The organism is Lacticaseibacillus styriensis, from assembly GCF_030770295.1.
Lineage (GTDB): Bacteria > Bacillota > Bacilli > Lactobacillales > Lactobacillaceae > Lacticaseibacillus > Lacticaseibacillus casei.
Window position 1 is genome coordinate 2,731,492 of record NZ_CP132483.1, and the last position, 15,657, is coordinate 2,747,148.

Annotated in this window: 8 protein-coding genes and 1 pseudogene; 3 read left to right on the plus strand and 6 right to left on the minus strand. The window is 49.4% G+C overall.

Annotated features, from left to right (window positions below):
* Positions 1–48: 48 nt before the first annotated feature.
* The 4 genes and pseudogenes from LACSTY_RS12885 to pfkB form a co-directional block, all read right to left on the minus strand.
* Positions 49–522, minus strand: a complete 474-nt coding sequence (locus tag LACSTY_RS12885) for a DUF7679 family protein (protein WP_087912918.1) — start codon at positions 520–522, stop codon at positions 49–51.
* Positions 519–882 (minus strand): annotated as a pseudogene (locus LACSTY_RS14775) (hypothetical protein). Before LACSTY_RS14775 ends, LACSTY_RS12885 begins: the two are co-directional and overlap by 4 nt.
* A gap of 236 nt (positions 883–1,118) precedes the next feature.
* Positions 1,119–3,104, minus strand: coding sequence for a fructose-specific PTS transporter subunit EIIC (locus LACSTY_RS12890; protein WP_087912919.1), 1,986 nt, complete (start codon positions 3,102–3,104; stop codon positions 1,119–1,121).
* 3 nt (positions 3,105–3,107) lie between these two features.
* On the minus strand, positions 3,108–4,037 hold the full coding sequence (pfkB, locus tag LACSTY_RS12895; protein ID WP_087912920.1) for a 1-phosphofructokinase: 930 nt from the start codon (positions 4,035–4,037) through the stop codon (positions 3,108–3,110).
* 124 nt (positions 4,038–4,161) lie between these two features.
* On the opposite strand from pfkB, the gene LACSTY_RS12900 reads away from it, so the two are divergent.
* The 3 genes from LACSTY_RS12900 to LACSTY_RS12910 all read left to right on the plus strand — a co-directional run bounded on the left by LACSTY_RS12900 (position 4,162) and on the right by LACSTY_RS12910 (position 13,308).
* The gene (locus LACSTY_RS12900) at positions 4,162–4,914 is read left to right on the plus strand and encodes a MurR/RpiR family transcriptional regulator (protein ID WP_087912921.1); all 753 of its coding nucleotides are present in this window, start codon (positions 4,162–4,164) and stop codon (positions 4,912–4,914) included.
* A gap of 231 nt (positions 4,915–5,145) precedes the next feature.
* A complete protein-coding gene (locus LACSTY_RS12905; protein WP_087912922.1) occupies positions 5,146–12,516 on the plus strand; it encodes a DUF1542 domain-containing protein in 7,371 nt (2,456 codons plus the stop codon).
* Between the two features lie 102 nt (positions 12,517–12,618).
* Entirely contained in the window at positions 12,619–13,308 is a 690-nt protein-coding gene (locus LACSTY_RS12910; protein ID WP_151901597.1) for an LPXTG cell wall anchor domain-containing protein, read from the plus strand.
* Between the two features lie 161 nt (positions 13,309–13,469).
* On the opposite strand, the gene LACSTY_RS12915 is transcribed toward LACSTY_RS12910, so the two are convergent.
* Together LACSTY_RS12915 and LACSTY_RS12920 are read right to left on the minus strand one after the other, a co-directional pair.
* Complete coding sequence (locus tag LACSTY_RS12915) at positions 13,470–14,207, minus strand: GntR family transcriptional regulator (RefSeq protein WP_087912924.1); 738 nt, start codon at positions 14,205–14,207, stop codon at positions 13,470–13,472.
* A gap of 100 nt (positions 14,208–14,307) precedes the next feature.
* Complete coding sequence (locus LACSTY_RS12920) at positions 14,308–15,561, minus strand: alpha-L-fucosidase (RefSeq protein ID WP_087912925.1); 1,254 nt, start codon at positions 15,559–15,561, stop codon at positions 14,308–14,310.
* Positions 15,562–15,657 lie beyond the last annotated feature (96 nt).

Here is a 15,657-nt window from a genome sequence, read left to right on the forward strand (position 1 = left end):
ACCTGCTTTTTAATAGTCTGTTACCTATTACTATTTTTGCGGTTCCGATCAGAAATTGGGAATCAATCCTTGCCGGCTGCTTTGAAAACGCCGATAAACCACTTTACAATGCCAATCACGGATTTTGGTCAAAATGCGCGAATTCGCATCGTGATACCAATAGCGCAGATCGTCTTTAATGTACAAACGATTCAACCATGCATGATCATGCCGCAAGAACGTGAAGCTCTCAAGTAAATCCTGCTCGCGCCAGACATCTGGCAACAGAAACTGGCTTCGCGTAAAGCGTTTTAACTGCCTTCCCGAATAATAAACCCGTTCAATCCGGCCGATGAAAAATGCGGTATGCCCTTTACCGACGTATGGCGCCATTGGTGCGACAATCAGTCCACCGCGCAGCCGCTCAAACCAGTCAGTTTGCGGACTTACCTTAATTGCATGCGTAACATCTTTTGGTAACCGGAAGTCCAAAACCAACCCATCCGGACGGCGAACCCGTACAACGATATGTTGCTTCTTCATGTTACCACCCCACTTACCTTGGCCCCTAAGGCGACTTGTACTGCTGAAAAAAGTTTAACACGAAATGTTCGGATTTGCATAAAGAACGTTTGTTTCGTTAATTAACCCTCCGCCAAACTAACCAACCTCGGCAACGCAAGCGGTGAATTCAAATGTGAACACAATCACCACAAAGATATAATAAAATATTGCATTTGCCTTCACATTTCATTCACAGCCTGTCTGTAGTATAAGAAACATAGAAATGAGCCACCCACTCATTCCTACAAACCCCAACCCAACTTTTTCATTTTTACTCCTCCAAAGTAGAAATCGTCGATCGTCCCCCAAACGATCAGACACCCCCAGCAGACCGCCCACCCAGCGGTCTGCTTTTTGTGAGCGTGAGCTGGCGCGCTTAGGAGTCGGAGTGTAAGTGGCCTTGGGCGTGATGGCGCTCTTTGCCATTGCGACCAAGGTCCTTACACGCAGGCTCCTGCGCCAGCGAACGCGTTATAGAACACGAAAGTCCACCTCCTTATTTGCCGCCAATAGAACATCCCCCAACGCAAAAAAGCCTCCCACAACATCGGGAGACTTCTCCACCAACAAACACCCTACCGCTTAAACAACGCATACAAAGCATCCGGCGTCCGCGCCGCCTGAAACGCCTTGACAAAATCCTCATGCGTCAGCAACTTCGCCGTATTCGACAAATACTTCAAATGACTACCGCTATCATGCTCCGGAATCAAAAACGAAATCACGGCTGTCACCGGTTTACCATCAAAAGTCTTCCAATCAACCGGCTGTGCCAAATGCAACACCAGCATTGCCGACTGCTTAATCGTGGCATCCTGAGCGTGCGGAATGGCGATGCCTTTTTCCATCCCAGTCGAACCTTCCTCTTCACGGGCAACATACTTTTCGAAAATTGCATCGGCATCTGTAGCAAGGCCATTCTTAACCGCCATGTCCGCCAAATAGTGTAAAACATCGTCACGCGTTTTCGCAGGTACGTCAACTTCGATATTTTCCTTACTCAAAATGTCACTCGGGTCAAAGGTTTCGTTGGCCTGATCATCGACCGGCGCCGGCTGGTTGCGCGCCGGGTCAACCTTCACTGGTGCCGCGGTCGCATCGTCTGCATCTCCTTCCGCTGCTACGGCTGCTTCAACAACACCGGTTTTCACGCCGCGTTTTCTAGCAGAGCGTCCGGCAATCATGGCCAAAAGAACACCTGATGCAGCGGCACCAACCAGAATCCAGGCGACCCAGAGAAACGGTTTGTTCACCAGTGGCAAAACGATGAACCCGCCATGGGGTGCCGGCACCTGAATGCGTGACATGTACGTCAACACTGCCGCAATCGCTGAGCCGACCATAAATGCAGGAATGTTCATCAGTGGATTTTTGGCTGCGAACGGAATCGCGCCTTCGGTAATATGCGTCGACCCTAGCAAAGCATTGACGTAACCGGCACTGCGCTCGTCACGATTGTAAGCTTTAGGATTCAGCAAAACCGAAATCGTGGTTGCCAGTGGTGGTGCGATGCAGGCAGCTGACACACCCGCCATGAAAAAGTAATTACCTTGGGCCAGCAGCGCGGTGCCTGTCAGATACGCAGCTTTGTTAATCGGACCGCCAAAGTCGGCAGCACACATGACGCCGACCACAACGCCTAAAATAATCGGGCTGGAACTTTCAAGTCCTTTTAACCACGCCATCAAGCCGAGATTCATCGCCTTCATTGGCGTGTTGATGAGATACATAGTCGAGCCAGCGATGAAGACCCCTAATACTGGATAAAGGAAAATCGCTTTTAAGCCGCGAAATTCCTTGTCAGGCATAAAGGCAAACACTTTTTGTAACATTAAAATAACCAGTCCGGCCATGTAGCCACCGACAATTGCGCCTAGGAATCCGGACCCGTTGCCGCCGTTGTAAGCGATCATCCCGACTGCCATGCCGACAATTAAGCCAGACCGCTTCGCCACGGCTTCACCGATGTATGCTGCTAAGACCGGCACCATCAAGCCCATCGCTGCACTGCCGACCGCATTGAGCATGGCCGCGAATTGGTTGTATTCGGCATTCTTCGGGTCAGCCGAGTAAATCCCCCAGAAAAATGAAACAGCGATCAACACCCCGCCGGCAACCACCAGCGGCAGCATGTGCGAAACCCCGTTCATTAAACTGGTATAAATCTTGTTGCCAATGCCGGCAGTGCTGGTTTCAACGTTTTCATCGGCACTAGCCTTGGCTGTCCCGCCTTTTGGCATATAAACCGGCGTACTGTCACTTAAGGCTTCCTTGATGAGTTTGTCCGGCTCACGGATGCCCGCTGCCACCGGAACATTGACCAGCGGCTTACCGGCAAACCGATCGGCGTCCACATCAATGTCCGAAGCGATGACAACCCCTTTGGCCCCTGAGATCTCAGCCTGCGTCAACGGATCATCCACGCCGGTCTGTCCGTGTGTTTCCACTTTGATCGTTAGGCCCATCTTTTTGGCAGCCTGTTCCAACGCTTCTTGCGCCATATAAGTATGCGCGATGCCGGTCGCACAGCCGGTTGCCGCAATCAAATCATATTTTGCCATTCTCTAACCCTCCAATTGCTTGATCTCAATTTGCGTCAGTAATTCATCTGTCTGGGTAAAATCCGTAATCCACGCGCGCCGGGCCGTGTCACTGCCGGCCGCAATTGCTAATTTCAAAGTGGCCGCTAAATCTTGCTTTTGATACAACCCGGCTAAAAAGGTGCCGAGCATGGTGTCACCTGCGCCTGCCGTGTTGAGCACGTCAATTTTAGGGGCGTTGCCAACCAGCGTAACTTCATGATTCATGAACAACGCTCCCTCAGCGCCCAGTGAAACCAGAACATTCTGCGCCCCGGCGTCCAGTGCCCGATGCCCTAAAGCCACCATGGTCGCCAGATCAGCCGCGCCGGATTGATCAAACCAGCTCATCAACTCCGCATCATTTGGCTTCACTAACAGTGGCCGATACGCCAAGGCTTCGACGGCTTCAGGATAAGCACTATCGATGATCAGCTGAAAACCCCGCTCCTGACTCAAGGCGCCCAGCTTCAGCAAAAAACTCGGCTCAATGCCCTGCGCAAAACTACCCGAGACGCAGAGCCAATCTTCAGCACCCAGCGTGGTCAGTTGTTGATATAATTGTTTTAATGTTGCTGGGCTAATTTCGGGGCCGGGATTGACCAGTTTGTATTCCGTGTTGTCACTCACGACCCGCGTAAACACATTAATCCGGGTAAACCCGGCATCTTTATAAAAATGATTGCGAATGCCCTGCTGCGTCAAAAAATCGGCAATATAATCCAGCGTAAAGCCGCCACCTACGCCAAGCGCGACATTATCCACACCGCGCCGCTTCAAGATACAGCTGACATTGACGCCTTTCCCATTCGCCTGAATATCATAGCTATCTGTCCGATTCACCGTATTGGGCGCCATTGTCTGGGTTTTAATAAAAAGATCAATGGCCGGATTTAACGTCAGGGTATAAATCAAATTAACCGCTCCTTCATGTCATTCGTTTTTGCTTATTTCTATGTTAACCGCTTTCATTCGAAAAGAGTTTTCTGCTTTCAGCGATTTTGGTACCGGATCGAAAATGTTTTTCAGGAGGTTGTTTATGGCCACACTCAGTCCAACAGAAGCGTATCTTTGGGATTACATCGAAAACCACCAGCAGACAGTCGTCAACGCCTCGATCACACAGTTAAGCGCCGCTGCCAATGTGTCGCCCGCCACCATTGTCAGAACCATGAAGAAAAAAGGCTTCAACGGCTATACCGAATTTCGGCATGACTTGTTGAAACGCATTGGGGATGCTGAACCTTTTGGCATCCTTGATCAGGTGGATGACCAGATTAAAAAAGTGATTATGCAAAATCAAATCGAGGTTCACAACACCCTAGATAATTTGAAAGTTTCCGTCATTGAAGATTCGGTGCAATTGCTCGCCAAAGCCGAGATCGTTCTGGTACTCGCCCGCGGCTTGTCAGAATCGATCGCCTCTGAGATCACGCTAAAACTTCAGCTGCTTGGCAAGTATGCCGAATTTTTCAGTGATCCCAACATTATTCAAACCATTGCCGGACAGATCAGTCCAAAAGCAGTCGCCCTCATGATTACTTTGAACGGTGAAACGCCTGAACTCGTCGCCGCCGCCAAAACGCTGGCAGCACGCGATATCCCGCAAATCATTTTGACGACCAACGCCGAAGCGCCCATTGTCCAATACGCTGATGAATTATTTGTGGGCTATAAATCAAAGGCCGCCTATTTCGACAAATATGAAGTGGCTTCGCGTTTGCCATTGCAAGTGATGAGTCGGATTTTACTGGATAGTTATGTGGTGCGGAAGCGGAAGCAGGCGCGTTGATCACGTTCTGTCGTTTTTAAAGACTGAACATTCAACATACTAAAAATTCAGTCGAGCTACTTTTTATACCAGACATGCAGCTATTTTTAAATAACATAAGTTTGTTAATCAACGAGTCTCAACCAATTGCAAAAATTGTCTTGTTCAATTGGTAATATATGCTATGCTAGTTGCTAAATCAGGTTGTAACGCGAAAATGTGTCAGACCTAATACCATTCAGGAGAGAAAAGTTGGACTCGAAAGTACATTACAAACGCTACAAAAGCGGTAAGTTCTGGATAACCGCACTGATCTCAGTCTCGTTTGGCATCATCGGCAGCTTAGCCGTTCCACAGCTTTGCGAGGCCGTTCCCGTTTACGCAACTTCAATAACAGATGTTTCAATTAAGGTTGGACCTAATGAGTTTTCCCAGTATTTTAAACTCAGCGGTTCAGCCTCTTTTTATCCCAAAGATTCAAAGACGCAAGTGCAACTCACGCCTAACTTACCCGATCGAACAGGGAGCGTTGCCTTAAACACCAAGATCGATATGAGCCAGAGTTTCACACTCAAGGGCCGGTTGTATCTGGGCGATGACCCAGACGGTGCTGATGGGGTGGCTTTTGGATTCGCCGATACGAAACCCGGTGTGCTTGGTGATGCCGGAAATGCTTTTGGCTTAGGCGGGCTAAAAAACGCTTTTGGGGTTAAATTCGATGTGTATTATAACGGCGTTCGGACAGAGGGAGCTTTGCCAGATGTTTATCGCGCCAACCAAATGAACGTTATCTACACTGACGACGCAAAAGGTAACCAAGTAGCTGGCGTTGACGGTGGCGAAGGCGTGAGTCACGCCAAAATTCAGGGCGCAAACGGCCAATATTCCGAGTTGATTGTCAATTACGATGGTGACAACCGGATCATGACCGTCACCGGAAGCGGTGCGACGATTAAATTCAATGCAGCACCCTATATCAAAAACGATCAACTGTCGATGTTCATCTCCGGATCAACTGGCGGCAAAATGAATCAACATGTGTTCGACTTTGAATCGTTTAGCTTTACCCCGGGATTAGACACGGTGAAAGAAAACTTAAAAAACAATCTGACCCCCACGATCACCGCACCTAAAAACGCTATTAATCAAGATCCCACATTGACGAATGCGCAACGCCAGCAATTGTGCGATGCGATTGATCAAGCGCTTCAGAACGGAAAATCCGCGATTGACCAAGCAACTAAAACCGGTGATGCCATTGCGGCTTTCGATACGGCAAAGGCCAAAATTGACGACATTCACAAATCCGGTCCGCCACTGGCCGATCAAAAGGCGACACAAAAGCAGGCGTTAAAAGCCAAACGCGATCAGATTGCCGATGTGAGTTATAAAGATTATGCGTTAACGATGGCTGAAACGAAGCAACAAACGCTCGCTGCTGATCAGGCCTTGGCAGATGCAACGGCGGCGGTTGATGCGGCCAGTGATGCAAACGGCATTAGTCAGGCTGCCGAAAACGGCTTGAAAAAGATTGCTGCGGCCTACCAACCAGGCGTGCCTTTAGCTGACCAAAAAGCCGCCCAAAAGAACGCACTCGCCAATGCAGCAACCAGTGCTAAGCAAACCATTCAAAAAGACCCGACTTTGACAACTGCACAGAGGAAAAAGCAATTCGGCCTTGTTGACAATGCCGTGACAGATGGGGAAACCGCCATTGATGCAGCCAATACTGCTGATAAAATCAACAAGGCTCTTGCAGCTGGTAAAATCAGCGTCAATCAAGTGCATCAATCCGGCGTACCCTTAGCTGACCAAAAAGCCGCAAAGAAGCAAGCATTGAAAACCAAGCGTGATGAAATTGCCGACGTCAGCACCAAAGATCTGACACTAACAATGCAAGAAACGAACGATCAAATTGCCCAAGCCGACAAGGCACTATCAGCGGCTAATGCAGCCATTGATGCAGCAGCCGAGGCAGATATCGTCAATCAAGCGGCAGCAGACGGGCTACAAAAGATTACCGACGCTTATCAACCGGGAGCTTCTTTAGCTGACCAAAAAGCGGCACAGAAAAAGGCCTTGAAAGCCGAACGCGACCGAATTGCGGACGTGAGTTATAAGGATTATGCGCTAACGCTTGCTGAAACGAAGCAACAAACCAGCATTGCCGATCAGGCGCTAACCGATGCCAGTGCGGCCGTTGATGCAGCAGCAAGCGCAGATGCCATCAACAAAGCGGTCGCAAGTGGTTTGAAGCAAATCGCCGCTGCCTATCAACCCGGAGTTCCCTTAGCTGACCAAAAAGTTGCGAAAAAGCAAGCCTTGGCAAATACAGCTGACAAGGCTAAGCAATTCATTCAAAGTGATCGAACTTTGACAACTGCTGAAAAGAAGATCCAACTTGCTAGCGTTGATACAGTGTTAAAAGATGGCGAAGCTGCCATTGATACAGCCATTACTGCTGACAAAATCAACAAAGCTGAAGTAACTAGTGCGTCTGCCATTTTAAATGTTCATCAACGCGGAACCGACCTCGCCGATCAAAAAGCCGCTCAGAAACAAGCATTGAAAACCGAGCGCGATAAGATTGCGGACATCAGTTTTAAAGATTTGACGTTAACGATGGCTGAAACCACTCACCAAACGGATACGGCCGATCAGGCGTTAGCAGCTGCCGAAACGGCCATTGATGCTGCCACTGATGCGGATGGCATCGTGCAAGCAGCCGATGATGGCCTACAAAAAATCACGGCCGCCTACCAACCCGGCATCCCGTTAGCTGATCAAAGAGCCGCACAGAAAAAAATGCTGGCAACCGAAGCCGCCAACGCTAAGCAAACGATTCAAGCCGATCCGACTTTGACAACCGCAGAAAAGCAAACGCAACTTGCGAGCGTTGATACCGCTTTGACAGATGGCGAAGCGAGCATTGACGCTGTTGGCAATGCCGACAAGATCAACAAAGCTGCGGCAGCCGCCAAAGACAAGATCAACAAGATCCCGCAATCCGGGGTCGCCGTTGCCGATCAAAAAGCAGCGCAGAAAAAGGCGTTGCAAGCCAAGCACGATAAAATCACTGATGTCATTAATCAGGATCTGACACTGACAAGTGAGGCCCAGAAGCACCAGATTAGCCAAGCTGATCAGGCTTTTTCTGATGCCACGGCGGCTATCGATACGGCTGCCGATGCAGATACCATTAACCAAGCCGCCGAAGATGGTTTAAAAGCAATTGCTGCGACTTATCACCCGGGAACGCCATTAGCTGACCAAAAAGTTGCGCAGAAACAAGCACTTAAAGCTGAACGCGATCGGATCGCCGAGGTCAGCAACAAAGACCTCGCGTTAACCATGACCGAAACGAATCACCAAATCAGTATCGCCGATCAAGCATTGACCGATGCCAGTGCAATCGTTGATGCCGCGGTGAGTGCAGACGCAATCAACCAGGCAACCGCAGACGGCCTCAAAAAAATTGCCGCCGCATATCAACCCGGCGTTCCGTTAACCGACCAAAAAGCCGCGCAAAAAAAGGCCTTGGCAAATGATGCCGCCAATATTAAGCAAGCCATTCAAGGCGATCCAACGTTGACAACCACGCAAAAGGCCCAGCAAGTCGCCAACGTTGACACCGCCTTGGCTAATAGTGAAACTGCGGTTGATACAGCGAAAACAGCTGATGCCATCAACAAGGCCATGGCCGCTGGCAAAACGTCTATCAGCAACGCGCACCAACTCGGCATCGCCATCGCCGATCAAAAAGCGGCGCAAAAGCAGGCGTTGACTTCCAAACACGCTGAAATCACTGATGTTATCAACAAAGATCTCACGTTAACGAACAAAGAAATGAAGCGGCAAATAAGCCAAGCTGATCAGATGCTAACGGATGCCAAAGCAGCAATTGATGCTGCTGCCGATGCAGATGCCATTAACCAAGCGGCTGATAACGGGCTCAAAAAGATCACTTCAACTCATCAATCAGGCACACCGCTGGCTGATCAAAAAGTCGCGCAAAAGAAAGTGTTGGCCGATGCAGCCGATAAGACCAAACAAAGCCTTCAAGGTGATCCGACCTTGACAACGGCGCAAAAGCAACAACAACTTACTAGCCTCGACGCTGCCCTAGCTACTGGCGAAGCCAACATTGACGCAGCAACTAGCGCTGACGCCATCAACACAGCTGCAGCGGCGGGTCAGGCCAACATCACCAACGCCCACCAATCCGGAGCTGCCATTGCCGCTCAGCAAGCCCGCCAAAAACAGGCCCTACAAGCCAAACAAGCTGCCGTGATTGATCGCATCATCCATGACCCAACATTGCCGGCCACGGAAAAGAAAACTCAGACTGCGCTTGTTGATCAGGCTCTTTTAACTGGTAAACAAGCCATTGATGCGGCGGTGACCGCTGATGCGATTCAGCAAGCCGCCACCGTCAGTCAAGACAACATCGACAAAGCCCATCAATCCGGAATGGCAATCGATGATCAGAAGGCGGCGCAAAAGGCCCAGCTCACTGCGCAATCCAAGCAAGTTGAACAAGCCATCAAAGATACGCCTACTTTGACCACTGCCGAAAAATCTACCCAACTTGACGCAGTCGCCAAAGCCTTGACGACCGGGCTGAACAATATCGATGCTGCTACCACCGCCGACCAGATCAACGCCGCGACCGCGACTGGCAAAAACAACATCGCAGCAGCGTATCAAGTCGGCCTTCCTTTGAATACCCAAAAAGGCAACAAAAAGAAACAGCTTAACAACGCCGTCACCCAAGCCGAGCAAACCATCCAAGGTGACGTGACTTTGACGTCCGCTGAAAAGCAACACCAGCTCGATAAGGTTGCCCGTACCTTCAAAACGGTTAGCGATGCAATCGATAACGCTAAGACCGCGGATGCTATCAATGCGGCGTTTGATGCCGGTAAAGTCGATATTGGAAAAGTCCACCAACTCGGCACACCTTTAGCTGATCAAAAAGATGCCCAAAAACAGGCACTGGCCAATGAGCTCGCTAAGATTCAGCAAAATATTCAAGCCGACCCAACCTTAACCACTACCGACAAGCAGCAGCAAAGCGATCATGCAGAGGCAGCCAAAACGGCAGCTGCAAATGCCATTAACAATGCCAAGTCAGCCGACGCCATCAACGCCGCGTTTGACGCTGGCAAAGCCAACTTGGCCACCACTCACCAACCCGGCGCCGCAATTGCCGTTCAGCAAGCAGCCAAAAAGCAGGCACTGAATCAGGAACTCGCCAAGATCAAGCAAGCTATTCAGCACGACGCGTCCTTGACTACTGCCGAAAAGCAGCAGCAAGCCGCCGCAGCTGATAACGCAGGTCAAACGGCGGCAACAACGCTCGATGCTGCCAAAACAGCTGACGCAATCAGTGCCGCGTTCAACGCTGGCCAAGCCGCCATTAAAAAGGCGCATCACCCAGGCAAAGCCATGACAGATCAGAAAGCAGCGCAAAAACAGGCGTTAGATAACGCAGCCGCTAAAGTCATCCAAGCGATCCAAGGCGACGCCACGTTAACGACTGCCCAAAAGCAACAACAAGCCGATGCCGCAGCCAAGGCAGCACAAGCAACGGCAACTGTCATTGACGCGGCAAAATCTGCTGATGACATCAAGGCAGCGCTCGTCGCAGGCCAAGCCACCGTCGCCAAAATTCATCAACCTGGCAACCCGATCGCCGCGCAACAGGCTACCCGGAAACAAACGCTTGACCATGAAGCCGCCACCACCCATCAAGCCATTCAGCATGATGCCACACTAACGGCTGCTGAAAAGAAGCAGCAAACCGCTGCAGTTACCACGGCCAATAAAGCTGCCCAAGCTGCCATCGATGCTGCCAAAACTGCTGACGACATTAACGCCGCGTTTACCACTGGCAAGACAGCCATTCACCAAGCGCATCAACCCGGCAAACCTATCGCTGACCAGAAAACCACCCGCAAGCACTCACTAGCCAGTGAGGTTCTTAAAGTTGCCCAAACCGTTCAAAGCGACCCAACCTTAACGGCTACCGAGAAAAGCCAGCAAGCCAATGCCGCTGCCAAAGCCGGAGAAACGGCCAAAACGACCGTTGAGGTGGCCAAAACTGCTGATGACATCAATACCGCATTTGCTGCTGGCAAAATGACCATCGCCAAGACTCATCAACCTGGCACCGCCATCGCCGATCAACAAGCCGCGCAAATTCAAGCGCTGGCTCAGGCAGCCGCCAAAACTGCGCAGGCCATTCAAGCAGATCCTACTTTGACAACTGCCGAAAAGCAGCAGCAAACTACCGCAGTCACCAATGCTCAGAAAACGGCGCAAACCACCATCATGGCTGCTAAAACTGCCGATGCGATCAATGCAGCAACCGCTGCCGGCCGCATCGCCATCAACAATACTCATCAAGCCGGCACCGCGATTGATCAGCAGCAAATCACCCAGATCCAGGCAATCGCTGATAAAGCTACAACTGTCAAACAAGCCATTCAGGTAGACGCAACCCTCACCGCTGCGGAAAAACGCCAGCAAATAACTGCGGTCAACCAGATTGAAAAAACAACTCAGGCCGCTATTAAGGCTGCTGCCACCGCTGATGCAATCAACACTGCCGCTACAACCGGAACAACTGCCGCAGCCAACGCCCATCAAAACGGGCCATCCCTTGCTGACCAAAAAGCCGCTCAAAAGAAGGCCATTAGCTCCGTATCTGCTAAAGTCAAAAAGACTATCCAGGCTGATCCGACGCTAACCACACCGGAGAAACAACAGCAACTCACGGCTATCGCCAAAGCAGAAGCAACTGCCCTTGCCAACATCGATGCTGCCACGTCGGCAGATACCATCAACGCCGCGTTTGATGCCGGCAAGGTTGCGATCACCAATAGTTACCAGACTGGCACCCCGCTCGCCAATCAGAAAACGGCCATGAAACGATTGCTGGTTTCAAAGGTGGACCGCACCAAGCGAAGCATCAAAAACGATCCCACTTTAACGATAGTGGACAAGCGGCAACAAACCGCGGCCGTTGACAACATTGATCACACCATCCAAGCCATTCTCACCACTGCTGCTACAGCTGATGCCGTGCACACAGCAACTACTGCAGGTATGACTAACTGCACCAACGCCTATCAAGCCGGCCTCTCTATTACCGATCAAAAAGTACAACGTAAGCGAGAGCTAAACGCTGTGACTGCTAAAGCCGTTCAGACCATTCAAACCGACGTCACCTTAACCGCAAAGGAGAAAAAAACACAAACCGACGACGTTCATCAGGTTAATCAAATAGTCGTAGCGGCCATCAATGCAGCACAGAAAGCCGATGCCATCAACGCCGCGTTTGCGATCGGTAAAATTGGCATTAACAGTGTGCACCGAGTTGGCCAGTCGTTGGAAATCCAAAAGACGCACCAAAAACAAGCATTAACAAATGCCGCGAAGAACGCTGAACAAACCATCCAAAGCGATCCAACACTCACGGCTGCAGATAAAAAGCAACAAATTGTGGCTGTTGGCGATGCGGCAACACTTGCTGCAAATGCGATCGACAAGGCTACCTCCGCCGACACGATCAAAATTGCAGTCACTAACGGCATCATCGCTATTAACAATGTCCACTAAGCCGGCACGCCGATCGCTGATCAAAAAGCGGCCCAACAACCGGCGCCTGATGTGGCAACGGTCGCCACAGACAATCAAGCCATTGCCGATAACGCTACGTCAATGGCCTCAGAGAAGTCAGAACAGCCTAGTGCTGTTGATCAAACCGTCCAACAAGCTGAAGTCGCTATCGACGTAACACCGACAGCCGATGCCACCAACAAAGTACTAGCAGTCAGCGAAGCTACACCGGATCAGCCGCATCAACCAATCACGTCCTCAACTCCCAAAAAAGATGCTGAAGAAAAGGTGACACAGTCCGAACACGATCAAGTCACTGAACGGATCACAGGTGATATGGTTCAGAACCATGAAAACCAAATATCTGCTAAAATCTTGCTTGCTAATCAGCCTTCATTAGACAGCACCTCAACTGATAAACAACACGATCCTGTAGAAACAATTGATACTGAAACAGACAACAAGAAGAAACAGCTCAAAACCAATACGTTGCTGACAGAGGTACAAAAAGAAATAAAAGAACGTCAAACAGACCAGAAAAAAGACATCCCCAAAAGCAGCGAGCACCATAAAACTGAGATTGAGACCGACAAAGCCCATAACCTTTCGAAGCTTAAACGGCTCCCTGTTCAAGAATCCCTAGAACTTGTTAATCCGACCAAACCAACAAATCAGGACGCGTCCTTACCACAAACCGGTGACAACAAGTCCCGAGGGTTAGCAGTCCTGGGTGCCCTAATCTTAGGCATTGCAGGCATGACAACATTGGGCAAAAAGCGCAAACGTATGTAAGATCAGACCATTGTGACAGCATAAAGCTGGTCAGCATTTTTCATCCAAACAAACAAGCCTTCAATCGGACCTGACAACAGTCCACGATTGAGGGCTTCTTTGTTTGCTTGCATTGACCTTGTTACACCTTCTGAAACACTGTATAGCTTACGACCTACCGACTACTCATCCTGACCGATAAACCCATAAGTCGAATCCGTCTGTAACCCCCAAAATTCAGGTAGTTTGTAACTAACAGCATATTCTAACAAACCTGGGCGATCGAAAGGCAAATACGTTAACCGAAATTGCTGAATGAAGGTTTGGTTCACAGGACGTTGAGGGAAATATTGCTTCACCAACGCCGCATCAATCGAGCCCGCCAAGTTGCGCTGCGCATAAGGCAATTTATACGGATCAAGGCCACTGTCATCGCGGATTCGTTGATACACCGATACAAAAGCATCAAGTTTCTGCAACCATTCTTGCTTGAGATAAGCAGCATTGATGTTGTTAATCGTGTATTGAACCGGTTGATCACCTATCATCCGCAGCCGCTGAATCACGACATAAGCGCCACTTTCACCCAGTTGCATCTTTTTTCTTACCACTGGGTCATCCCCGGATTCGACACTTAAAACCTTGGTCCATTCTGGCTGCGTTTTGGCCATATTGAGATCAGTCAAATAAACAACGCGGCGATGGTTCTCTTTGGCGACAAAAGTCCCACGTCCCTTAATTCGGGTAACCCAGTTTTCCGATTGAAGCAAATTAAGGACCTTAACAGCGGTCGTTGAACTGACCCCAAAACGCTCCTTAATTTCCGCTTCGCTATAAAACCGATCTCCTTGATTCAACCGGCCGCGATTAAGTTCTTTGATCAATTCATCCACAATTTCCTGATACTTTGGTTTGGCCACACGTCAGCATCCTTTCAACCTATCAGTTTCGGACTGAGTGATTTGAAAATCAATTAGAACACAAAGAATGCCCAAACCATTGCCTGCTAATTACTTCCATTTACCTATTATTGGCATAATCGATTTGCGCTATTCTAACAACCCAGTCACTGCCATAAGGATACCCTGTCGCATCAACGGTGAGAACCTTTTTGTTTAGATCTTGCGTAAACGTCAACTTTTCTTGGTTATCCAACCAGTGAATGGCTTGAATGGGCCGTGTAACACCAATAAATGAGCGCGGGTTAACGCCTTCGCCACCAAGAACCACATTGTCGTTCCCCACAACCTGCAAATCAAAAACGCAAAGATAATCATGCTGATGCGTTCTCAAAACAAAATCTCGTGTGCCATGTCCCGAGATAATTTCAGTGGGACGTCCCTGATATAAAACCGGTGCCGCCATCGCCGTCCAGCGTCCCAACAACGCCATGTATGTTTCGGCTGCCATCGGTATGGCACCTTGGCCAGTCAGTCCGATATTAACCAGAATGTTAGCCCCGATGTGCCGTGCATGGGCGACCGTTTCGATGATTTCCGCCGGTGATTTGTAATTCAGATCATTCGTGGCAATGCCCCAGTGTTGATTTAACGTTATTGAAATTTCCCCAGCAACATATTTTTCGTTAGGCGCACCGTGATAAATCTCATCTGGCGTTCGCCGTTCATACGTCACCACATCAATTTCGGGATCGCTCACTTGCCCACGATTTTTGAGTCCGGTGTTGTTGACGATAATGGCATCCGGTTGATATTTGCGAATCATGCCATAGAGCTCTGGCAAGTGCCAGTCTGCGTCTTTCTTATTCCAATTGCCGTCAAACCAAAAGCCGCCAATCGGGCCATAGTTTCGACAAAGTAATTCAACAGACGACTGTAAGTACCGCAAATACGCCGAAAAGTCCTTTTCGTATAAAGGTGAATGCCAGTCATACGTTGCCATGTAGAAAAATGGCAATAGCCCTTCTTTTCGACACGCTGCCACAAACTCGCCGATTAAATCCCGCTTAGCCGGTGTGTGCATGACATCAAAATCGCTCAAGCCTTTAGTGTCATATAGGAAAAAGCCTTCATGATGTTTTGTTGTCAAAACAATGTATTTTGCTCCCATCATTTTGGCGGCGTGAGCGATCTTTTCTGGATCGAACTCATTTGCCGTAAAACTGTTTTTCAATTTTTCGTAGTCATTTTGCGGCCGTTGATGGATGAATTCCGTCCATTCACCGACTGCCAATTGGGAATAAAGACCCCAGTGGATAAACAGCCCTAACCCAAGATCTTCATAACGTTTGATTCGTGGTAGTGGTTCTGTCATTTTGTCACCTCATTTGTCTTCCTTGGTACATATCCTAACACATTAGGTTGAACTTTTTAATGCTTTTGTTCTATTATACCTTTGTTAGAGTTAATC